The organism is Microtetraspora niveoalba, from assembly GCF_001570405.1.
Classification (GTDB): Bacteria; Actinomycetota; Actinomycetes; order Streptosporangiales; family Streptosporangiaceae; genus Microtetraspora; species Microtetraspora niveoalba.
Map to the genome: position 1 here is coordinate 72229 of NZ_BBYM01000015.1, position 22650 is coordinate 94878.

Genomic DNA, 22650 nt, shown 5'->3' on the forward strand with positions numbered 1-22650 from the left:
GGATGTCACGCAGCGACGTCGCCGACCGCGTCGGCAGGTCGGGCGCCGGACGGGATCCCGGGATCCGGGCGGCGGGCATCGCGCTGCTGGTCCTGGGCGCGGCCCTGGTGGCGGTCGTCGCCGTCACGACCCCGTGGCGTCCCCTCGGCCCCGAGGCGCCCGACGTGCGGGCCGAGCCCGCGCTGGACTTCACCCGCGCCCAGCTCGACCGCGCCGACGCGTTCGACGCGGCCACGTCGGCTCCCGGCTACCTGTCGCTCGCGCTGACCCTGGTCATCGCGGGCGTGCTCGTCCTCACGCCGGTCGGCTCCCGGCTGATCGGGCGGCTGCGGGGGCCGTGGTGGCTCAGGGCGGCCGCCGGCGTGCTGGGCGTCTACGTCGTGACGCTCGTGCTGCGCTGGCCGCTCGGCATGTGGATGGAGAGCCTGCTGCGGGACTACGGCCTGTCCACGCAGACCTGGGGCTCCTGGACCGCCGACCGGCTGAAGAACTTCGCCCTCCAGATCGTGCTCTCCGGCGTCGCCGTGCTGGTGATCGTGGCCCTCGCCCGGAAATGGCCGCGCACCTGGTGGATCCCGGCGTCGCTGGGCGCCTTCGCGCTGACCGTCGTGGTGTCCTTCGCCTACCCGGTCGTGGTCGAGCCGATGTTCAACACCTTCACGCCGCTGCCCGCCGGACAGCTCCGCACCGACCTGCTCGCGATGGCCGACCGGGACGGGGTCCCCGTCGAGGACGTGCTGGTCGCCGACGCCTCCCGCCGCACCACGGCGCTCAACGCGTACGTCTCCGGGTTCGGGGCCACCCGCCGGATCGTCGTGTACGACACGCTGGTCCGCCAGCCGGCGAAGGAGGTCGAGCTGGTCGTGTCGCACGAGCTGGGCCACGCCAAGAACGACGACGTCCTGTACGGCACGCTGGTGGGCGCCCTGGGCGCGGCAGCGGGCACCTGCCTGCTGTTCGTCGCCTTCCAGGCGCTGCGCCGCCGAGCGGGCGTCCCGTCGGCGGGCGACCCACGGGCCGTCGCGCTGCTCGTCGGACTGATCTCCCTCGGAAGCGTGTTGTCCGGCCCCGCGCAGAACGTGGTGAGCAGGCAGATCGAAGCCCGCGCCGACGTGCACGCGCTCGACCTCACCCGCGACCCCGCCACGTTCGTCACGATGCAGAAGAGCCTCGCGCTGCGCAACATCTCGGACCTGTCGCCGAACCCCTTCGAATACATCATGTACGCCTCGCATCCCTCGACCGCCGAGCGCATCGCGATGGCCCGGTCCTGGGCGCGCCTCAACGGCGTCCCCCGGCCGTGACGGAACGGCCGTGACAGGCGGCGGGCCCGGAGGAGAGCCCGTGGACAGGACACTGTTCGTCACCAACGACTTCCCGCCGCGGCCCGGCGGCATCCAGGCGTTCGTCCACGGGCTCGCCTCCCGCCTCGCCCCGGCCTCGGTCGTGGTCTACGCCCCGAAGTGGAAGGGGTGCGAGGCGTTCGACGCGCGGCAGCCGTACGAGGTGGTGCGGCACCCGACGTCGCTGATGCTGCCGACGCCGTCGGTGGCGCGCCGGGCGGCCGAGCTGGCCCGCGGCTGCCGCACCGTCGTCTTCGGCGCCGCCGCGCCGCTCGGGCTGCTCGCCCCGGCGCTGCGCGACGAAGGGGTCCGGCGCGTGGTGATGCTGACGCACGGCCACGAGGCGTCCTGGGCCCTGCTGCCCGTCGCCCGCGACGTCCTGCGCCGCATCGGCGACGCGGCGGACGTGGTCACCTACCTCGGCGGATACACGCGCCGCCGCCTCGCGCCGCAGATCCCCGACACCAAGCTCGTACGGCTCGCGCCGGGAGTGGACACGTCCGTCTTCCACCCCGGCGCCGGCGGCGCCCGGGTCAGGGTGTCGCTGGGCCTGGGCGAGCGGCCCGTGGTCGTGTGCGTCTCCCGGCTGGTGCCGCGCAAGGGGCAGGACACGCTGGTCCGGGCCTGGCCGCTGGTCCGCGCCCGGATCCCGGACGCGGTGCTGCTGCTGGTCGGGGGCGGCCCCTCGCGCGGGGCGCTGCGGCGGCTGGCGGAGCGCGCCGGGCTCGGGGACTCCGTCGTGCTCACCGGCTCCGTCCCCTGGGCCGACCTGCCGTCGTACTACGACGCCGGGGACGTCTTCGCGATGCCGTGCCGCACCCGCCTGGGCGGGCTGGACGTCGAGGGGCTCGGCATCGTCTACCTGGAGGCGTCGGCGACCGGCCTGCCGGTCGTGGCGGGCGCGTCCGGCGGCGCCCCCGACGCCGTACGGCACGGCGAGACCGGCCTGGTGGTGGACGGGACGTCGCACGAGGAGGTGGCGGCCGCGCTCGTCGAGCTGCTGGCCGATCCCGTACGCGCACGCGCGATGGGCGAGCGCGGCCGGGCGTGGATCGAGGAGGAGTGGCGCTGGGATCTGGTGGCCGCCCGGTTCGCCGCGCTGCTCACGCCCGGCGGTCCGGCGGAGGAGGGCCCGGGAGTCCCGCCCCGGGCGGTCCCGGGCGGTGGGCCGGATCGGCCCCGGCAGTAGCGCCGGGGCCGATCCGCGTCACCCGTACAGCTCGTCGATCTGCTTGGCGAAGTCGCGGGCCACGACGTGCCGCTTGATCGACTGCTTCGGCGTGACGTGGCCGCTCTCCTCGCTCAGGTCGATGTCGAGGATGGCGAACTTCTTGATCTGCTCGGCCTTGGAGACGGACCGGTTGGCGTTGTCCACGGCCCGCTGCACCTCGGCCACGACGGCCGGGTCGGAGCAGAGCTCGGCCATGGACGCGCCGGCGCGGCCGTTGGCCTCCTTCCACTGCTCCATGGCCTCGGCGTCGAGGGTGACCAGCGCCGCGACGAACGGCCGGTCGTCGCCGACCACCATCACCTGGCTGACCAGCCGGTGCGCCCGGATGCTGTCCTCCAGCGGGCCGGGGGCCACGTTCTTGCCGCCGGCGGTGACGATGATCTCCTTCTTCCTGCCGGTGATCCGCAGGTAGCCGTCCTTGTCGAGCTCGCCCACGTCGCCGGTGTGGAACCAGCCCTGCGGGTCGATCGCCTCCTTGGTGGCCCGCTCGTTGTTCCAGTAGCCGCCGAAGACGTGGCGGCCCTTGACCAGGATCTCGCCGTCGTCGGCGATGCCGATCGTGACGCCGGGGAACGGCTTGCCGACGGTGCCGACCTTGTTCGCGCCGGGGATGTTCACCGTCGAGGGGGCGCTCGTCTCGGTGAGGCCCCACCCCTCGAACACCTCGATGCCGACACCGCGGAAGAAGTGGCCGAGCCGCTCACCGAGGGCGGACCCGCCGGAGACGGCCGCGCTCAGCGCGCCGCCGGTCGCCGCCCGCAGCTTGCCGTACACGAGCTTGTCGAAGAGGGCGTGCTTGAGGCGCAGGCCGAGGGAGGCCCCGCCGGTGCTCTCCGCGGTGCTCCACTCGACCGCGACGCCGACGGCGGTGTGGAAGATCTTCCCCTTGCCCTCGGAGGTGGCCTTGAGCTCGGCGGCGTTGTAGACCTTCTCGAACACCCGGGGCACGCCGAGCAGGAAGGTCGGCTTGAACGTCTGCAGGTCCGGGGCGACGTTCTTCATGTTGGGCGTGTGCCCGATCACGGTGGACGTCTCGATGAGGACGACCTGGATGATCCGCGCGAAGCTGTGCGCGAGCGGCAGGAACAGCAGCGCGGCCCGGTCCTGGACGTCGAACAGCAGCTCAAGCGGGCCGTGCGCCACGTTCCGGGCGGTGAACAGCAGGTTGTCGTGGCTGAGCATGCAGCCCTTGGGCCGGCCGGTCGTGCCGGACGTGTAGATGATCGTCGCGAGGTCGTGACCGCCCCGCGCGGCCCGCCGCTCGGCCAGTGTGTCGTTGGAGACGTCGGCGCCGAGCCGGGTCAGCTCCTCCAGGCCGCCGTCCTCGATGCGCCAGATCGACGCCAGGTCGGGGGCGGCCTCCCTGACCGTCTCCTCGTGGGGCTCCTGCTCGACGAACGCGCACCGGGCCCCGCTGTCGGAGATGATCCACTTCACCTGCTCCGCGGAGGAGGTCTCGTAGATCGGCACCCCGACCCCGCCCGCGGCCCAGATCGCGTAGTCGGCGACCGTCCACTCGTAACGCGTACGGGACATGAGCGCCACTCGGTCGCCCGGCTCGACGCCAGCGGCGATCAGGCCCTTGGCCGCGCCCGCGACCGCGTCGCGGAACTCGCGCGCGGTCACCGGGACCCAGGCGTCGCCCTCCTTGCGGCGGATCACCACGGTGTCCGGCTCGTCGACACCGCGCTGGAACACCGTATCTGTGCAGTTCGCGGACAACGGGACGTCCACCAGCACGGGAACGCTGTACTCGCGCACGGTCACTCCTTCGGGCGCGCTCCTGCCGTCTCCTCGGCCGAGCTGGAGCGGACATCGGCCTCACCGGACGCTACCGCGCGAAGTTACGCGTGGGTAGATCCGTCACCCAGGCGTTATCTGGGCATTCGCACGTTATCAGGGCGCTCGTGGCAGGTCGCCGGGCCGAACGTTCCGTGGAGGAGACCGGACCCGCTCCTTACCGTCGGACCTGTGGCCGCGCGCGGCCCGGGAACCTCCGCCGCCGGGGTCGAACACGCGATCGGGGCCGATCCGAGAGCCGGTATTACCATGTCCGGCATGCGGGTCCATGTCGTCAGCGACGTCCACGGCCGGGCCGACGCCCTGGCGCGGGCGGGCGACGGCGCCGACGCCCTCGTGTGCCTGGGCGACCTCATCCTCTTCGTCGACTACGCCGACCACTCGCGCGGGATCTTCGCCGACCTGTTCGGCCGGGAGAAGGCCGCCGAGTTCATCGGGCTGCGCACCGCCGGCCGGTTCGACGAGGCGCGTGCCATGTCCGCCGGCCTGTGGGCCACCCTCGACGGCGACCCCCGCGACCACATCGAGGCCGCGGTCCGCCGCCAGTACGCCGAGATCTTCCGGGCGATGCCGACGCCCGCCTACCTGACGTACGGCAACGTGGACATCCCGCGCCTGTGGTCCGAGTTCGTCCGCCCCGGCCACGCCGTCCTCGACGGCGCCACCGCCGAGATCGGCGGCCTCACGTTCGGGTTCGTCGGCGGGGGCCTGCGCACCCGGTACCGCACGCCGTACGAGATCGACGACGAGGAGTACGCCCGCAAGATCGAGGCGGTGGGCGAGGTGGACGTGCTGTGCTGCCACATCCCGCCCGCGATCCCCGAGCTGCTGTACGACGTGGTCGCCCGCCGGCTGGAACGCGGCAGCGAGGCCGCCCTGGAGGCGATCAGGCGGACCCAGCCGCGGTACGCCCTGTTCGGCCACGTGCACCAGCCCCTGGTGAGCAGGACCCGGGTGGGCCGCACCGAATGCGTCAACGTCGGTCATTTCCGCGGGCGCGGCACGCCTTTCGCCCTGGAATGGTGAAGTACGGTTAGCCCATGGCTGATCGAACCACGTCGAGCATCACGATCGCCGCCGACCCGGCGTCGATCATGGCCGTGATCGCCGACTTCCCCGCCTATCCCGAGTGGGCCGGCCAGGTGAAGTCCGCGAGCGTCCTGGAGACGGGCGAGGGCGGCCGGCCCGCCCGGGTCAGGTTCGTGCTCGACGCCGGAGTGATCAGCGACGACTACGTCCTCGGCTACGACTGGTCCGGCGACACCGCCGTCGCCTGGCACATCGTCGAGCCCGGCAAGATGGTCTCCGGCCTGGACGGCAGCTACCGCCTCGCCGAGACCGGCGGCGGCACCGAGGTGACGTACGAGCTGGCCGTCGACCTCAAGGTCCCGATGATCGGCATGATCAAGCGGAAGGCCGAGAAGGTCATCGTCGACACCGCTCTCAAGGGGCTCAAGAAGCGCGTCGAAGGCCGATGAGGGTCCTCCTCTTCACGGGGAAGGGCGGCGTCGGCAAGACCACCGCGGCGGCGGCGACGGCCACACTCGCCGCCGAGCGCGGGCTGAAGACCCTGGTCGTGTCCACGGACACCGCCCACTCCCTCGCCGACGCGCTGGCCGTGCCCCCGTCACGGGAGCCGGTCCAGGCGGCGCCGGGGCTCTACCTGCAGCAGGTCGACACGCAGAAGGCGCTCGAACGCCACTGGGGCGAGCTGCGGGAGTACGCGAGAAACGTGCTGCGCGAGCTCGGCCTGGACGAGATCACCTCCGAGGAGATCACCGTCCTGCCCGGCGCCGAGGAGATCATCGCGCTCCTCGAACTGCGCGAGCAGGCCCGCAGCGGCCACTGGGACGTGATCGTGGTCGACTGCGCCCCCACCGCCGAGACACTGCGGCTGCTCGCCCTGCCCGAGGCCCTCGACTGGCACGTCAGCCGGCTGCTCCCCGGCGTGCGGCGGGTGCTGCGCCTGGTCTCCCCGGTGATCAGGAACGTCGCCAAGGTGAGCGCCCCGGAGGGCGCCGTCCTGTCCGCGGGAGAGCGGCTGCACCGCGGCCTGATGGAGGTCCGCGAGCTGCTCACCGGCGACGACACGTCGGTCCGGCTCGTGCTCACCCCCGAGGCCGTGGTCGTCGCCGAGGCCCGGCGCACCCTCACCTCGCTCAGCCTGTACGGCTACCGCGTGGACGGGGTCGTCGCCAACCGCGTCTTCCCCGCCGAGGACGCCGACGACTGGCGGCGCGGCTGGGTCGAGGCGCAGGCCAGGCAACTGGAGGAGATCCACCACTCGTTCGCCCCGCTGCCGGTCCACACCGTCCCCTACCTGCCGGCCGAGCCGATCGGCCCGCGCGCCCTCTCCGAGGTCGCCGCCGAGATGTACGGCGACGCCGACCCGTTCGCCCCTCCGAGCGGCGAGCCCCCGATGCGCGTCGGCGGCGACGAGCTGGTGCTGGCCCTCCCGCTGGCCGACAAGGAGGCGGTGGACCTCGGTCGCAAGGGAGAGGACCTGATCGTGACGGCGGGCCCCTACCGGCGGGTGATCGCCCTTCCCGCCGCCCTGGCCCGCAGAGGCATCGCCTCCGCGGTGCTCCGCGACGGGCACCTCCGGGTACGGTTCGAGACAGGAGGGGCGAAATGACGGAAAACAACGACACCAGCACGACCGACGACAGCGCCACCAAGGACACCGGCGCCACCAAGGACACCAACGGCTCCGCGCGCCAGGACCCGCTCGCGTCCGCGGCGGAGGAGGCCATGAAGCTCTTCGACGCCCTGCAGCGACGGGTCGGCCGCGAGCTGGGCAAGGGCTTCGTGAAGGGCGGCGTGAGCGGGCTCGGCGGCACCCTCGGCGGTGCCTTCGGCGGCGGACGCACCGACGACGTGTGGGGCGAGGCCGTCGCCGCGCACGACCACGACGAGTACGTCTGCCGGGCCTGCCCGGTCTGCCGGGTCATCGCCGCGGGCAAGGAGTCCGGAGGCGACGTCACCGACCACCTGATCGCGGCGGGCGGCGAGCTGGTCGCGGCGCTGCGCCAGGCGGTGGACGCCCTGCAGCAGCGCACGGCCCCGCCCAAGCGGCCGGAAGACTCGCGCGTAGAGCACATCGACCTGGGCTGACGGAGAGTTCGAGCACATGGCCTTGACCATCGGCGTGGACATCGGCGGCACGAAGATCGCTTCGGGGGTCGTCGCGGAGGACGGGCGGATCCTCGACCGCGCGCTGCGGCCGACCCCGGCCGACAGTCCCGAGCTGGTGGCGGACGCCATCGCCGACGCGGTCGCCGAGCTCGCCGCGCGGCACGCCGTGGAGGCCGTCGGCCTGGGGGCCGCCGGGTTCGTGGACGAGACCCGGTCGAACGTCCGGTTCGCGCCCAACCTGGCCTGGCGCGAGGAGCCGCTCCGCAAGAAGGTCACCGAGCTGGTCGGCCTCCCCGTGGTCGTGGAGAACGACGCCAACGCCACCGCCTGGGGCGAGTACCGCTTCGGCGCGGGCCGGGGCGAGAGCCACGTCGTGTGCGTCGCGCTCGGCACCGGCATCGGCGGCGGCATCGTCCTCGGCGGCGACCTCTACCGGGGCCGCTGGGGCATGGGGGCCGAGCTGGGCCACATGCAGGTGGTGCCCGAGGGGCTGCCGTGCGGCTGCGGCAACCACGGCTGCTGGGAGCAGTACGCCAGCGGGAACGCCCTCGTGCGCCAGGCGCGGATCAACGCCGCCGCCGACCCGTCCGCCGCGGCCCGCCTGCTCGACCTGGCCGGCGGCGCTCCGGACGGCATCGTCGGGCAGCACGTCACCGCGGCCGCCCGGGAGGGGGACGCCGCGGCGCTCGCCGCGTTCGAGTTCGTCGCCGGATGGCTCGCCCAGGGGCTGGCCGATCTGGCCGCGGTCCTCGACCCCGGATGCTTCATCATCGGCGGAGGCGTCTCCGGCGCGGCGGACCTGTTCCTCGACCGGGTACGCGACGACTACGCGGCCCGCCTCACCGGACGCGGGCACCGTCCCCTCGCCGGCATCCGCGCCGCCGAGCTGGGCCCCGCCGCCGGCATGGTCGGGGCCGCCGACCTCGCCCGGCTCCGCTGAGCGGCACGGCACGCGCCGGGCGTACGGACGGGACTCGGGAGCGAGCGCTGCCAGGCATCAGGATCGCCACCTACAACGTGCGGGCGGGACGTGACGACCGGCGCGCGCTCGTGCGGGTCGTCACGGCCGTCCGGCCCGACGTGCTGTGCGTCCAGGAGGCGCCCCCGCTCCCCGGCAGGCGCCGCCGCCTCGCGCGGGAGACCGGCATGGCGATCTCGGCGGGAGGGCGTCTCTCCGGGGCGCGCCTGGCCGGGGTGGCGGTGCTCACCGGCCCCGCCGTACGGCTCCTGCACGCCGAGGAGCACCGGCTGCGCTGGTTCCCCGGGCTGGAACCGCGGGCCGTCGCCCTCGCCGTCGTCGAGAAGGACGGCCTGCGGCTGGCGGTCTGCTCCTTCCACCTCGACCTGCACCACGGAGCGCGGCTGCGGCACGCAGCCGAGATCGTGCCGATCACGGACCGGCTGGCCCGGATCTTCGGGGCGCACGCCGTCCTGTGCGGGGACGTCAACGAGGAGCCCGGCGGGGCCGCGTGGCGCCACCTCGCCGGCCGCTTCACCGACTGCTACGCCGACTCGCCGAAGGGGGAGGGCGGGACCTTCACGGCCAGGCGGCCGGCGAAGCGGATCGACGGGATCTTCGCCGCTCCCGGGCTCGCGGTGGTGTGCTGCGGCGCGGCCGACGCCGCCCCGGCCGACCTCGCCGCGGCCAGCGACCACCGCCCCGTGGTCGCGGACCTGTACGGCGGGCCGCCCCGCGGGTGATTCCGGGGCCGCGGGGTGACCGGGGGCAGGTTCCGGTGGCCGCGTGAGCCGGGGAGCCCGCCGTCCCGGAATAGTGGGAGGGAGATCGTCTGATAGGTCACATTCGGGACCGGAATGGTGACCTCGCGCACATGAGCCACTCCTGTCCCCGTACGATTTGTTCATGACCCGCCGCCACAGACGGCGCGCGGCACCGCTTGGTGTGCTCCTCGCCGGTCTCGTGGCCGGTTCCCTCCTGTGCGCCACCTCGGTGGCGCCCGCCCACGCCGAGCCCGGAAGCCCGGAGTCGGGCAAGCAGGCCGCCCGAAGCCGGACCTCCACCGCCAAGCTCCAGGCGGACGGCTCGCTCTCCGACGTCGCCGGCCTCTCCGAGAAGGACGTCTGGGCCGTCGGCCAGCAGGACGTCTGGGACTTCTGGCAGAACCAGGGAGTCATCACCCACTGGAACGGCAGTTCCTGGACCGAGGTGGACGTCCGCAACGACACCACCGGCGCGGGACACCTGCGCTCGGTCGCCGCCGCCTCCAAGAGCGACGTGTGGGCCATCGGGGACGGCCACGACGGCCTGCCGTACGTCGCGAGGGGGAACCGCGACGGGTTCGACCGGCTCGCCATCGTGCAACTGCGCGGCGGCGACTGGCTCGGCGGGGTCGCCGCGACGACCGGCCGGGTGGTGCTCGTCGGCAGCCGGGACGGCAGGACGTTCGCGGCCACGGCGAAGGGCCCCTCCTGGTCGGGCTGGGAGACCGTCCAGGGGCCGTCCGGCGCCCTGTACGGCGTCGGCCTCACGGCCAAGGGGGAGGGGTGGGCGGTCGGCGACTCCGGCTCCCGGCCGCTGATCCTCCGGCTCACCTCCTCCGGCTGGAAGGTGTCCCACGTTCCGGTGGTGAAGGGCGGCTTCCTCCGCGACGTGTACGTCCAGAGCCGCAAGCGGGCGGTCGCGGTCGGCGGCGTCTACCAGCACTCCGGCAAGATCACGCCCCTCGTGCTGTCATGGGACGGCGAGAGCTGGACCCGGGAGCGGCTCCCGATCCGCCAGGCCGAGCTGTACGGCGTGACGGGCGACGGCGACGGCGCGTTCTGGGTGTCCGGATACGACCCCGAACGGCCCGGGACGGCGTTCCTGCTCCACTACACGGGCTCGAAGTGGAAGACCGAGCACGGCGACTCCCTGCCGGACCGCACGGTCCGGCTGCAGGCGGTGACCCGGGTCGGTGAGACCACCATGGCCGTCGGGCACACGCTCGACGAGGGCGACCGCTATCGCGACGTGATCGAGACATTCGGCGCCCCCGCCAAGTAGGGGCCGCCGCACCAACCGGCCGCCAAGTAGGGGCCGCCGCACCAGCCGGCCGGGAAGCCGTCAGATGACGGCGCCGTCGTCCCAGCCGGAGTCGGCGGGCGGGCCGTCGCCCATCCGCACGACGAGCGCCACGAACCCGCCGATGAACGCCGCCACGGCGGTGAAGACGATCCAGCCGTCCATCGGCCAGCCCAGCAGGGCCGCGAGCAGCAGGTACGCGGGGCCGCCGAAGAGCGCCGCCCACGCCACCTTGGTGACGCCGTCCGCGTGCGGCAGCGGCGGAGGAGGCGGCGGGACGTAGTGGTCCTCGTCGTCGACAGGATCCTGGACGGGCGCCTGAACGGGCTCGGTGTCCTCCTTCTCGTCCACGGCCGGCTCGTCCGGGATGTTCTCCCGGTCGGGCCATGGCTGACCTGCCGAGGTGTCCTCGGCCTTTTCGTTGAAGGAGGCGACGATCTGACGCCAGACCTCGTCCTCGTCACTCTGCGGCGTCACTTCGATCCCGGGTCAGGAGTCCTTCGTCAAGGGTACCGAGGCATGAGTGCGGATGAAGTCGAGGCTCCCCGCGAAGATGGTGGGAGCATCGTTGTCCAACGTGGCGACATGGTAGCTATCGGGCAGTTCTCTGATTTCCAGATTGTTCCCCATTCGTTCCCGAAGGAACTCCACGCTCGCCGGTTTCACCACATGATCCTGGGGGCTCCGGTATATCAGCACCGGCTGGGTGATCCGCTCCAGATCCCGCTGGACGAGCCTCCACAGGCGCGGCAACGTCGCGGCGGCCCTGACCGGGGTCCGTGCGTAGCCGAGCTCGCAGACCCCCTCCTTCTTGATGTCGCCCGCCACACCGGGAACCGACCGCAGGAACCACTTCAGCGCCGGAGCCATCCGCAGGAGCGGCACGTCGTTCACCACGGAGGGGTTGACCACGACCAGCCCGCGAACCGCCTCGCCGTGCACCTCCGCGAGCCGGAGCGCCATGCACCCGCCCATCGACAGGCCCATCACGAACACCTCGGCGCACTGCCCGCGCAGGTCGGCGAACGACTTGTCCAGCTCGGCGTACCAGTCCTCCCAGCGCGTACGGCTCATCTCCTGCCAGGTCGTGCCGTGGCCGGGAAGCCGGGGGAGTGAGACGGTCAGCCCCGCCCCCGCGAGATGCTCGGCCCACGGGCGCAACGACTGGGGCGATCCGGTGAAACCGTGGCACAGCAGGACGCCGATCTCGCCCCCGTCGTGCTGGTACGGCTCGGCGCCGGGAAGCAACGGCATGAGAGAACCTCCGTGTCGGGTGCTCCTCCTGATTCGCCCGATAGTCGCACGTTGGCCATGGTTAGTGCGAGCACCTTAAGGCATGGGAAGATGACTGGCACGTCCGACCGAAGGAGCGCCCGCGGTGTTGTATTGGGTGGTGAAGTACACCATCTGGCCATTGCTCCGGCTCATTTTCCGGCCCTGGGCACAGGGGATGGAGAACGTGCCGGCCGAAGGTCCGGTGATCCTGGCAGGCAACCATCTGTCGTTCGCCGACCACTTCTTCGGGGCGGGGTTCCTGCCGCGCAAGGTCATCTCCCTCGGCAAGGCCGAATACTTCACCGGCCGCGGCATCAAGGGCATGTTCAGCCGGGCCTTCTTCTCGGGCGTCGGCACCGTGCCCATCGACCGCTCCGGAGGCAAGGCCAGTGAGGCGGCGCTCCGCACCGGCCTGCGGATCCTCCGCGACAACCAGGTCCTCGGCATCTATCCCGAGGGCACGCGCTCTCCCGACGGACGGCTGTACAAGGGCAAGACCGGCGTCGCCCGGCTCGCCCTGGAGTCCCGCGCTCCGGTCATCCCCTGGGCGATGGTCAACACGTTCGAGATGATGCCCCCGGGGCACCCCATCCCCAAGTTCGGCATCCGCCCCGGCGTCAGGTACGGCAAGCCGCTCGACTTCTCCCGCTACTACGGCATGGAGGGCGACCGCCTGGTGCTCCGCGCCGTCACCGACGAGATCATGTACGCGCTGATGGAGCTGTCCGGCCAGGAGTACGTGGACAAGTACGCCGCCAGCGCCAAGGTCGAGATGGTTCGCGCCGCCCGGGCGGCCTCCTCCAAGTCCTGACCGGCGGAGGTCGTCGCGTTCACGGGACACAACCGCGCACGGTTCGGCGCGGACGCTGTTCCGCACGGGGAGGCGGGCGGCCGCGCCGAGAAGGGCGAACCGCCCCCCGCTTCCCCTGCCCGCCGTGCCCTGAGGTTCGTGGGATCGGCTCTGTGTCTCCGGCCCGATCCGGGCGCGTTTCCGGTCAGATCCGGGCGCGGATCTGGCGGATGTGCTCAGGGGTGGTGCGGCAGCAGCCGCCGACATAGGCCGCGCCTAGGGCGTGCCACCCGGCGGCGGCCTCGCCGTACTCGACGGGATCGGTGAGGCCGAGCCAGCGGTGGTTCTCGGCGTCCCAGGTCTCGCCCGAGTTCGGATAGACGACGACGGGTTTGCGGTCGAGCCGGCCGATCAGGCCGGGGATGTGCCGGGGCGCCGTGCAGTTGACGCCCACCGCGACGACCTGGGGCAACTCGGCGAACAACGCGGCGCACTCGCGCAGCGGCGTGCCGTCGTTGATGTGCTCGTCGTCCCGGCAGGAGAAGCTGACCCAGGCCCGCGCCGACGGCAGCTCGCCGAGCAGGGTGGCCAGCGCCCGAGCCTCCGGAAGCGACGGGATCGTCTCGCACGCCAGCAGGTCCGCTCCGGCACTCGCCAGGATCTCCAGGCGGTCCCGGTGCCATGCGAGCAGTCCCGCCTCGTCGAGGTCGTAGTCGCCCGTGTACTCCGACCCGTCGGCCAGATAGGCGCCGTACGGCCCGACACTCGCGGCCACGAGGCCGTGCCCCGCGGCGTCCCGGGCCTGTACGGCGAGCTCGACCGAGAGGCGGATGAGATCGGCCGCCTCTCGTGTTGTCAGGCCGCGCCGTACGAACCCGGGGATGCTGGCCTGGTAGCTCGCCGTCGTCGCGACGTCGGCGCCCGCGGCGAAGTAGTCGAGGTGAGCCTGGCGGATCACACCCGGATCCTCGATCAGCAGTTTGGCCGACCAAAGGTCGTCGGAAAGGTCGCAGCCAAGGGCCTCAAGATGCGTGGCGAGGCCGCCGTCGAGGATCAGTGTGGAACTCACCTGACAACCCTATGCGTTCGTGACATATGAGGCTTAAACGGCTCATTCTCCGTGTGCTGCGCCGCCGTTCTCCCGTCCCCGCAGGGGGGCGGGACGATCGGCCCGATACGGGTGGGGTGAGGGAACCTCGACGCCCCGCGCCCCGCCCGCCGTCCGACGTCATCCGCCTCGACGAGCCCCGCTGATCCGACTCCGAGTTCCCCGACGAGCGGCTCACCGGCCTTTCCAGAAGGGGCGGCGTTCGGAGCGTCGCCCCTTTCCACTGGGCGGCTCCTGAGCGGCACCGTCCGGCTCCCCGGCGGCCTGTGCTTCCGCGGCGGTGCCCCGGCTCCCGGCGGTGCCTGCTTCCCCGGCGGCGCCTTGCTCCCCAGCGGCCTGTGCTTCCGCGGCCGGGCTGTCGGAGAACGGGGAGCCGGGCACCTCTGCCGGCGAGGCACCGGAAAGCCGCGCCAGGAGCTCGACGGCCCGCCGCCACAGGTCGGCGAGGCCGACGTCGGCCCGCTCGGCCCGATCGAGCGCCTCCGCCAGGGCGGCCAGCTCGGCATGGCCGCCGATCATGTGATCGAGCACGCGCAGGCGGCTGGCGAGATCCGCCAGGTACCGCCGGCGAGCCGGCTCCGGGGACGTCTCCATGTCCCGCAGCCGCCGCAACTCCTCGGCCAGTTGCGGCCTGATGCCGTCGAGGGTCGTCGTCGGCGCGGTTGCGCCGCCGGGCGACCACCCCGGGGCGCCGCCCGTGAACCCTCTGCCCGGCCGAGGCGGCCGTGACGACGGGGCGGCGGCGGGCCCTCCCCCCGAGACCGGCCCGGAGGCGCGGCGACGTTCCCGGGGAGCCGGCCCGGATCCCGGTACGGCCGGCCCTGCGGGCATCGCTCCCGGCGTCGACGGCGGCGCCGGCGCGGGGGAGGGCGCCGCCGGCGGCGGGCTGATCCCGTTGTCCGCCCAGGCCAGGGGGGCGTCCGGGGGACCAGCCGGTGCGGAAGGAGGCGCGGACAAGAAGGCCATGGTCGTCATGGCGGACGTCATGACGGGCTGGGGCGGCTCCCAGCCGCTGGGCAGTTCGACCGGCTGGATCACATGATGCTCCGGCTCGCCACCGGCGACCACGCGGGTGTCCACCGCGACGAACGCGGTGAACCGGCAGAGCACGCCGAAACGCAGTGACGTCTCGACGATGTCGTGCTCCAGCGACCGGTCGCCCACGGCGTACCGGTCCTCGAGGGCGCGTACGTGGGCCCGTGCCCACACTGCGCGCACGGCGCCTCCCTCGGCGGCGCCCGTCACGGCGACGGCGGGCACCCGCGTCTCCCACGGGCGTCCGTCCGAGGTCAGGCCCTGTACGGTCAACGCCTGCCGATCGTCCACGAGCTGTCCGGACGAGGTCCGGTCTCCCGCCGTGCCGCCAGGGGAGGCGGAACCCTCAGCCGCGTCACCTGTGCCGGACCGGGGGACCCGCCGGGGCTCTTCGGCGGGCGCGCAGGCGCGATAACGCCCGGAGACCACCAGCGGAACGCCGGGGTAGAGCGAGCCGGCGTGCGTCACCGTGCCCGGGATCAGGTCGAACCCGTCGGCCCGGACCGAGAGGCCGGTCACCAGAGGTGAGCCGATCCGGCGGTGGATGTGCTCCATCGCCTCGTCCAGGCGGTCCTCCGACTCGACCAGCTCGCACCGTCCGGAGCCGAGGAGCGCCAATCTGCCGAGGAACCCGGCGTTCACCGCCCGGTCGATCCCGACGGCGTGGACCCGGACGCCGCTCAGTCGCGCGCCGGTCCGCTCCAGGATCTGGTCCTCGTTGCCGACCTGACCATCGGTGACCAGCACGAGCACCCGATCGCGTGACCCGGCGGGCGCGGAGGTGCGCCCGTGCGGACCACCGCCGGCCGCCTCGCCGGGCAGGGCCGCATCGATCTGATCGACGGCCTCGCCGTGACCGTTCTCGTCCGGGGCGTGATGCTCCGGCGGCGACGCGGATTCCGGCCCCTGGCCGGGGAAGTGGTCAGGGGAACGGCCGGACACCGGACGGCCGAACGGCGAATGCTGGAGATCCGGCCGGTCGGGCGGTGGGGGAGCCGAGCCGTCCAGCAGACGCAGCGCCTCCTCCAGCGGGGCGAGGATCTCGGTGCCGCCCCGCGCTTCCACCCGGCACAGATGCTCGATCGCGCGATAGCGGTTGCGGTCGGTGGCCGGTGTGAGCCCGCCGGAGAAGGCCCGCTCGATCGTCGAGTCGAACGCGAGCACGGCGAATCTGTCCCGGGCGGTCAGTGTGTCCACGATGCGCGCCGCGGCGCGCCGGGCGGCGACCATCTTCCAGCCGGCCATGCTGCCCGAACGGTCGAGCAGGAGGACGACGTCCCGCGGAGCGGTCTCGGCCGGCGGGTCCGCGGGCGGGACGACGGTCAGCGTGAACGTGCCCTCACCGGGTGACGGCTCGATCGCCACGCCTGCGTCCGGCGTTCCCGCGGTGCCGGGTTCGGTCGCGATGCCCTGGTCGGACGCGTGCGCGTCTTCCGAGCCGGCAGGGGTCCCGATGGAGCCGGCCGGAGTCCCGGTGGGCGGCGGCTCCGACGGCCGGCCCGCGGGCGGCACCGCGACGGCAGGGGGCCGGGCGGCGGAGTCGGGGACGAGGGCCAGGGACGTGGACGGGGCGAAGGCGAATCGCAGGATGAAGTCGCGATCCAGGCGCTCTCCCGGCACCAGGCTGATGCTGTTCCCCTCGCGGGCGACCTCGTGCAGGCTGGATCGGATCGCGTCCAGCCGCAGTCCGGCCGGATCGATCGTCGTCACGAGCGAGAGCCGCACCGGGTTGGGAAATCCGGGCAGGAGCACCGGCGGCGTCACCCGGGAGGCGTCGGGCACCGCGTCCGTGTCCGGCGCGGTGCCGTCTCCCGCTCGGCCGCCGTCCAGTGGCGTGCCGGGAACGTAGCGCGGCGCCACCACGAGCGGGAAGCGGAACTCGGCCGCCCCGTCCTCGAAGGGGAGGGGCTGGCTGAGCGTGAGGTGTACCCGTACCCGCTCACCGGCCAGGACGTTGCCGACGCGGACGGTGAACACGTCGGGGCGGTCCTCCTCCGCCATCGCCGCCCGACGCCCGGCGGCGAGCGCCCGGTCGTAGTCGGCCCTGGCCTGCCCGCGCTCCTTCAGCACGCCGTCGATCACCCGGTTGTCGGCGACCATCCGGAAGGCCGTCACGGCGGCGCGCGGCGGCAGCGGGAAGACATAGGTCGCTTCCAGGGTGACGTCGAAGGGGTTGCGGAACCCCTGCGCCATCTCGACGCCGGCCACGAGACCCGCGACGCGCGCGGTGATGTCGACGCTCTCCAGCGGAAGGTTGCCCTTCGCCGTTTCCAGCGCGCCGAACCCGGCGTCCGGCAGGGGATGACACTGCTCGGGCGGCAGTGTCGTGATCGGGACAGACATCGGTCAGCTCCCTTCGATGGAGGATTCCGGCCGGGCGGCCAGTCCTCTGGCGACGAGGTCGGCGATGAGGGGGGCGGCCGCCTCACGGAGCGCGGCCAGATCACGGTCGGTGGGCGGGCGCGTCACGCCGTCCAGCATCACGGTCACTCCGGGGGCCAGTCGCAGGCCGTAGACGAGGTCCGGGCCGACCGAACGCGGCTGGATCGGGTCGGCCGTGTGCCCGGCCCGCGGATCGGCGAGGACGGGAGCACGAGGGGAACCGTCGGCCCACCGGGCGTCCGCGGCGTGGAGGGGCGTCGAGAGCCTGTCCACCGAGTCGTACGACATCGGTGGGGCGTTCTCGGAGACCGGCGGAGCATGGGAGACGTCCACCGGCTCCGCCGGGCCTGCTGGGACGGGAGCGGAGGAGCGGCGCGTCCAGAAACGCTCGGCCCGCCCCGCCTGTGCTGCCCGTCCCGCGCTCGTTGCAGGCGGTGCCGCGAGGGTGTCGGGCGGATCGTTGCCGCGCCCCGGCGGACCGGCGGTGCCGACGGGCGCGGCGATGCCCGGAACCGCTTCCGGCGCGCTCATCGGCGGCGTGCCTGGGGCCCCCGACAACCCGGCGACGCGTTCCAGCATGCCGTCGGTCGCGCCGGTCAACTCGGTCTGGATGGCCGCGATCGACAGGCCCTCGGCCTGTCGGCGTTTGATCGCGACGAGTTGGAGCAGATGGCGCCGGCTGTAGAGGGCGACCCGGCCGCGCCGGGCCAGCGGGGGGTCCAGCAGGCCGATCGTCGTGTACCACCGGATGAGCCGCGCGTTCGGAACCTCGCGGACCCGCCCGTTGCGCCGCGGCTCGGCACCGAGCAGCGCCGCCGCCTGCTCGGCCAACTCTCCGATGGTCCACGTCTCGTCCATGCCCGCATCATGACACTGTCATCGTGACAGTGTCAATGTTTAGCGGGTGTGGAAGGGGTAGACCTGCTAGTCCGTTGTACTGAGGAAGACTCCGATCGAGGGGGAGGTACCTTCATGACCTCGATAAGCAGTCCGCTCTCGCCCGATAACAAGAAGATCGCCACGGATTGCCTGCAGGGCGCGCTGGTCGATCTGATCGATCTGTCCCTGGAAGGCAAGCAGGCCCACTGGAACGTCATCGGACGCCACTTCCGTTCGATCCACCTGCACCTCGACGAGATCGTCGACCTCGCTCGCGAGAGCGCGGACCTCGTCGCGGAGCGTTCGGTGGCGCTCGGAGGCAACCCGGACGGCCGCCCCGGCACCGTGGCGCGAGACAGTCACGTGACGCGGGTCGACAGCGGCTACGTCGAGGACGGCAAGGTCATCGCGATCTTCACCGATGTGCTCGAGTCGATCATCCGCCGGATGCGGGAGCGTATCGAAGCGACCGAGAAGCCCGACCCTGTCACGCAGGACCTTCTCATCGGGATCACCCGTGACCTGGAGAAGCACCACTGGATGATGCAGGCTCAGCGGTGATCGACGCGGCTTTCGCCGGTTCTCCGGCGAAAGCCGCGGCCGATTCCTCCCGGCGCTTCAGGAGCCGCTACGAAAGGCCGGCCGACCGTCCCGGTGTCGCTAGGGAGCACGAGGGAAGACCCCGCCGGACCCGGCGGCCTCCTTGAAGCGCGGGCGGAAGCCTCACAGGAGCCTGCGGGCGAGACCGGCGACGGACGGCAGGCTCGCCAGCAACTCGCGCAGGGCGTCCCATTCCGGGGCGCCTTCGTGCGTTTCACCCGCCCTCGCGTCCTTCGGTGTCGCGCCCGGCGAGCGTGCGTCCCGCGCCGTCGCGTCCCCTGGCCTTGTGTTCCCTGGCCCCGGCCCGGTCGTGTACGGCGCCGGAAGCGGCGCGTAGGGCACGAGACCGCAGCGGGCGAGCGCGTCCGTCCACACCCGTGTGCCGTCCGCGGACGCGGCCCGTTCCAGCACCTCCAGAGCCGTCTCGCCGGAGCCGTTCTCCTTCGCCAGGGTGGACAGCAGATGCGGCCAGCGGACGGTCAGCGCCGCGACCTTCGCCACAGCGGCGTCACCGGCGCGTTCGGCGCCGGCCAGGCTCTGCCGGTATGTCACGAAAGAGTAGAACCTGAAGACGTTCACATAGCGCTTGAGCTGCCGTGGGTTCGCCGGGGACAGGGCGGGAAGCGCGGCCTCGATCGCCCGGTAGGCGTTCTCGTCGCTGTAGAGATCGTCGTACACGCGGTCGGCCGCGAGCCGCGTCTCCGGCCACAGATCAGGTACGGCCCGGCCGTCCGGCGGCCGCCGGACGGCTCCGGATGCGCTTTCGGGCGGCGGGCCGCCGGAGACCGCCGTCTCGTGCGCCGGGTCGGCGGCGAGCGCCTCCTGGGCTTCGCGGGCCGCCGCGTCCAGCGAGTCGGCGGCCGGCGCGGCGGCGCGGATGGCCGCCTCGAGGAGCCCGACGAGCTCCGGGTCCGGGGAACGCCGTCCGGGGGAGCGGGGCGCGCGCTCTCGCCGTCCTCCCGCCCCGGCACCCGGCTCGTCGGCGGTTCCCGCCGGGCGACCGGTCGTGTCGCCGGAGTCCGGCCCGGTCCACCCCCAGAATCGCGCGTCGGCCGGACGGGCGATCCCCAGGGGGCCGCGGTCCCCAGCGCCGTACTCCGGCCACCCGGCCCGGGACGGGGCGGTCCGCCCCCGGCCCGTCCGGGAGCGTCGAGGTCCTGGAGCGCCCCGTTCCGGGTCCCTGGGCGGCCCGTCCGTGCCGTACGTCTCGAATGAGCCGGTCCACGCCGGTCCGTCCGTGCCCGGGGTCTCAGAAGTGGCGGTCCATGCCTCCGGGGAGGCGTCCGGGCCGTCCGAACGCGGCCGCCTTGGCGTACGGGGCCGGTCCACGCCGAGCAGCGCGCCGACGTATCCGGGCAGGCGGTGGGCGTCGTCCAGCACCGGCAGGCTGAGCGGAAGCTGGACGATCTTCTCCAGGAAACGCCACCCGAGCCCGGAACGCAGGTCCGGCGGCATGGCCTCCGCGAGATCCTGGTACGCGACCTCGACGTGGGCCGCCACCACGTCCGGCTCCATCGCCAGGACGAAGACGCAGTTCGGGAACTCCCCGGCGAGGAAGAGGTTGATCGCCTCGATCACCTGGGCGACGGTCCCGGAGCCGCACCGGTCCAGGTCGTCGACGAAGACCACGAGAGGACGCTCCTCGGTGGCCACCAGCCGCAGCACCCGTCGCATGTCGGTCTGGACGAGGTGCAGGAATCCCGTCTTCGCCCCGTAGCCGGGGTCGCCGACGAGGTCGCCCGCCAGTCCGGGAGCCGGCCCGAGCAGGTCCGGCGGCCGGATCAGCCCGCCGAACGCCGTGTCCGCCGACTCGGTCAGGAACCGGGCCATCCGTACGGCTCCCGCCGCGAGCACGCCCATCGAGCCGCACGCGCCGAGCGCGGCCGCGCCCGCGCGCAGGGCCGGGCCGAGAGCGGGCACCAGGACGGCGGCGGCGAGCGAGGCGCAGGTGAGCACGAGTGTGGCGGCGAGCCCGAGCACGACGGGCGTGAGCCGGGTGATCGCCATCCGGTAGGCCCGCCGCCGTACGGCCTCGCGGTCGACCCTGGCGAGGTTGAGCTCCAGCCAGAAGCGTTCGCGTTCCACGCGCGGCAACCGGCCGGTGACCTGCGTGATGATCTCGTGCGCGAGCCCCGCCCAGACCTGCTCGCCGTTCTGGTACATCCACGGGTTGAACCAGACCGTCGGACGCCAGTCGGAGGCGCGCAGAGACGCCCATACCGGCGCGGAGAGTCCGGGGTCCTCGCGGGCCCGCTCGCCTCCGCGCCGCCGGGCGCGCGAGAGCACCTCGGCGTTGGTCACGCGGGGAGACCCGGGAGCGCCCCGTCCCGTCCGGAGGCGGGCTGATCGGCGGCGGCGTCCGGCGCGTTCCGCCGGGGAAGCGGGCCGGGCGAGGTGGATCTCGGCGGGGCTCCCGTTCGCCGCCCCCGGGTCGAGCAGGTCCTGGACCATGCGCATCAGCGACGTCTTTCCGGTGCCCCAGGGACCCTTGACGCCGATCGTCAGCGGCGGCAGCGACTCGGGATGGCGGATGAAGGCCGCGACGGCCTCCGCGTAGATCCCGTGCCCGAGCTGGTCGTCCACGGTCCAGCGGTCGGGGGTGAGCCGCGCCCGGGGCCGTACGGCGCGTCCGCCGGCCCGCCACCGCCGCAGCGTCGCGGAGGCGCGGGCGTGCTCCTCGCGCGTCAGCCGCGCCCGCCCGAGATCCCGTACCGCGGAGTGGGCGGGAAGGCCGCCGGCGTCCACGAGCTCCCACGGCGTGCCCAGTTCGGCCAGAGCCTTCACCCCGAGGCCGCCCGCGTCGCCCCGGGGGCCGCTCCCTCTGGAGGCGTCCGCGCCGGGGCCGTCGGCCGCGTGCCCATGGTCCGCGTGCCCGTGGTCCGCGTGCCCGTGGTCCGCGTGCCCGTGGTCCGCGTGCCCGTGGTCCGCGAGCAGCAGCGCCGCGAGTTCGGAGGTCAGCGGCTCGCCGTCCTCCAGCAGCGAGGCCAGCCGCAGCAGATCCTGGGCGGCCGGTCCGAGATACACGTCGTAGACCCGGGCCACGATCCCCCGGGCGGTGGACGGGACGGCGGCCTCGCCGCGCCTGCGGAGCTCGTCGGCCGCGGCGAGCAGCTCGCCCGGCACCGCTCCTGCCGCCGCCCGGCCCGTACGCGCGAGCGGAACGGCGGCCGCGTCGCCGTACACGCTGAGGATGGGACGCAGGCCGCCGTCCGCGCACGCGTCCACGGCGAACCGGTGCAGATCGGCGACGGTGACCACGCCGTCGCCGTCGGTGTCCGCCGCTCCGGTGAGGAGGCCGTCGGCGATCAGACCGGTGAGCGAGAAGCCGCGGAGCGGCGGGCGCTCGCCCACCGCCAGGCCGGTCGTCAGCGCCGCCGCCGTGATCGAAGGCTCGCCGCGTACGGGAAGTGCGCTGACGCCGCGCGCCGGGCCCTCCGCGTCCGCGTCGCCGGGCGCGCTGTCCACGACCCAGCCGAAGTCGACGATCATCACGAGGGCGTCCGCGGCGCAGTCACCCGCGCGGCGGGCGAATCCGCTGATCAGGGCGGCGAAGTCGCGCGAGGTCCAGCCCTGGCCGGTCGGCCACCGTACGACGAGGAGGTCGCCCTGCTCCGCCGCGTCCAGGAAGCGGGCCAGGTGGTGATGGTCTTGTGAGCTCCCGCCGGGCACGGACTCCACCGCGTACCCGTTGGCCGCCAGCGCGCCGACGAGCCTGCGCGCCGGCAGGCCGGAACCGGCGCTATCCGCGCGGCCGGGATCCTCCGGATCTTCGGGGTCGAGGAACACCAGTGCCTTGCGCGCGGGGACCGGACCGTCCGTCGGCTCGACGGCGGGGCGGGCGCCGGGAACCTGGACGTCTACCGTGCCGTGCCTCATGGGAGCGATCACCGTGGTTCGTCGGAGGGCTGGTGGGGGCCTCAATGTAGACCTGGGCGAGTCCGAGATGATCGCGACGGGCGGCGTCGATTACGTACTTCTCGCGCAAAGTTTGCGCGGACGAAGCGTGGGGATTCCCCGGGCGTTCATAACGTTTTGATCGGCTGTCCGGAC

General features: G+C 73.2%; 18 protein-coding genes. 11 read left to right on the plus strand and 7 right to left on the minus strand.

Translation table 11 applies throughout. The annotated features are described in order from the left end of the window. Positions 1–2: 2 nt before the first annotated feature. On the plus strand, positions 3–1304 hold the full coding sequence (locus tag AWQ70_RS15295; protein ID WP_084517155.1) for a M48 family metallopeptidase: 1302 nt from the start codon (positions 3–5) through the stop codon (positions 1302–1304). Positions 1305–1344: 40 nt separating this feature from the next. Then, positions 1345–2532: a glycosyltransferase family 4 protein gene (locus AWQ70_RS15300; protein ID WP_084517115.1), complete on the plus strand. Its 1188-nt coding sequence runs from the start codon at positions 1345–1347 to the stop codon at positions 2530–2532. A gap of 18 nt (positions 2533–2550) precedes the next feature. On the opposite strand, the gene AWQ70_RS15305 is transcribed toward AWQ70_RS15300, so the two are convergent. Then, positions 2551–4335, minus strand: a complete 1785-nt coding sequence (locus tag AWQ70_RS15305) for an AMP-dependent synthetase/ligase (RefSeq protein WP_067176408.1) — start codon at positions 4333–4335, stop codon at positions 2551–2553. Positions 4336–4632: 297 nt separating this feature from the next. Here AWQ70_RS15305 and AWQ70_RS15310 point away from each other — a divergent pair, with 297 nt between their 5' ends. The 7 genes from AWQ70_RS15310 (at position 4633) to AWQ70_RS15340 (ending at position 10513) form a co-directional block, all read left to right on the plus strand. Continuing rightward, positions 4633–5400, plus strand: a complete 768-nt coding sequence (locus tag AWQ70_RS15310; RefSeq protein ID WP_084517157.1) for a metallophosphoesterase family protein — start codon at positions 4633–4635, stop codon at positions 5398–5400. A gap of 14 nt (positions 5401–5414) precedes the next feature. Continuing rightward, positions 5415–5852, plus strand: a complete 438-nt coding sequence (locus AWQ70_RS15315) for an SRPBCC family protein (RefSeq protein WP_067176140.1) — start codon at positions 5415–5417, stop codon at positions 5850–5852. Then, the gene (locus AWQ70_RS15320) at positions 5849–7009 is read left to right on the plus strand and encodes an ArsA family ATPase (RefSeq protein WP_067176143.1); all 1161 of its coding nucleotides are present in this window, start codon (positions 5849–5851) and stop codon (positions 7007–7009) included. Before AWQ70_RS15315 ends, AWQ70_RS15320 begins: the two co-directional genes overlap by 4 nt. Continuing rightward, complete coding sequence (locus tag AWQ70_RS15325; protein ID WP_067176147.1) at positions 7006–7488, plus strand: hypothetical protein; 483 nt, start codon at positions 7006–7008, stop codon at positions 7486–7488. The genes AWQ70_RS15320 and AWQ70_RS15325 overlap by 4 nt, the downstream gene beginning before the upstream one ends. A 16-nt stretch (positions 7489–7504) precedes the next feature. After that, the gene (locus AWQ70_RS15330; protein WP_067176150.1) at positions 7505–8449 is read left to right on the plus strand and encodes an ROK family glucokinase; all 945 of its coding nucleotides are present in this window, start codon (positions 7505–7507) and stop codon (positions 8447–8449) included. A 77-nt stretch (positions 8450–8526) separates the two neighbouring features. Further along, positions 8527–9210, plus strand: coding sequence for an endonuclease/exonuclease/phosphatase family protein (locus AWQ70_RS15335; RefSeq protein WP_245646974.1), 684 nt, complete (start codon positions 8527–8529; stop codon positions 9208–9210). A gap of 163 nt (positions 9211–9373) precedes the next feature. Beyond that, the gene (locus AWQ70_RS15340; RefSeq protein ID WP_067176414.1) at positions 9374–10513 is read left to right on the plus strand and encodes a hypothetical protein; all 1140 of its coding nucleotides are present in this window, start codon (positions 9374–9376) and stop codon (positions 10511–10513) included. 60 nt (positions 10514–10573) lie between these two features. Here the strand turns inward: AWQ70_RS15340 and AWQ70_RS15345 are convergent, their stop codons facing one another. Then, positions 10574–11008, minus strand: a complete 435-nt coding sequence (locus AWQ70_RS15345; RefSeq protein WP_067176153.1) for a hypothetical protein — start codon at positions 11006–11008, stop codon at positions 10574–10576. Between the two features lie 12 nt (positions 11009–11020). Then, positions 11021–11785 carry an alpha/beta hydrolase gene (locus AWQ70_RS15350; protein WP_067176157.1) on the minus strand — a complete coding sequence of 255 codons (765 nt, stop codon included), beginning with the start codon at positions 11783–11785 and terminating at the stop codon, positions 11021–11023. Between the two features lie 124 nt (positions 11786–11909). Between AWQ70_RS15350 and AWQ70_RS15355 the strand changes: the two genes are divergently transcribed. Then, positions 11910–12617, plus strand: coding sequence for a lysophospholipid acyltransferase family protein (locus tag AWQ70_RS15355; protein ID WP_067176160.1), 708 nt, complete (start codon positions 11910–11912; stop codon positions 12615–12617). A 184-nt stretch (positions 12618–12801) separates the two neighbouring features. Here the strand turns inward: AWQ70_RS15355 and mmuM are convergent, their stop codons facing one another. From mmuM to AWQ70_RS38890, 3 genes are all read right to left on the minus strand, one after another. Then, positions 12802–13665, minus strand: coding sequence for a homocysteine S-methyltransferase (gene mmuM / locus AWQ70_RS15360; protein WP_067176163.1), 864 nt, complete (start codon positions 13663–13665; stop codon positions 12802–12804). 213 nt (positions 13666–13878) lie between these two features. Beyond that, on the minus strand, positions 13879–17082 hold the full coding sequence (locus AWQ70_RS41215; RefSeq protein WP_067176166.1) for a VIT domain-containing protein: 3204 nt from the start codon (positions 17080–17082) through the stop codon (positions 13879–13881). A gap of 3 nt (positions 17083–17085) precedes the next feature. Further along, entirely contained in the window at positions 17086–17979 is an 894-nt protein-coding gene (locus AWQ70_RS38890) for a helix-turn-helix domain-containing protein (RefSeq protein WP_157530089.1), read from the minus strand. A gap of 114 nt (positions 17980–18093) precedes the next feature. On the opposite strand from AWQ70_RS38890, the gene AWQ70_RS15375 reads away from it, so the two are divergent. After that, the gene (locus tag AWQ70_RS15375) at positions 18094–18561 is read left to right on the plus strand and encodes a Dps family protein (RefSeq protein ID WP_067176169.1); all 468 of its coding nucleotides are present in this window, start codon (positions 18094–18096) and stop codon (positions 18559–18561) included. Between the two features lie 162 nt (positions 18562–18723). Here the strand turns inward: AWQ70_RS15375 and AWQ70_RS15380 are convergent, their stop codons facing one another. Next, a complete protein-coding gene (locus tag AWQ70_RS15380; RefSeq protein ID WP_067176172.1) occupies positions 18724–22476 on the minus strand; it encodes a P-loop NTPase fold protein in 3753 nt (1250 codons plus the stop codon). Positions 22477–22650 lie beyond the last annotated feature (174 nt).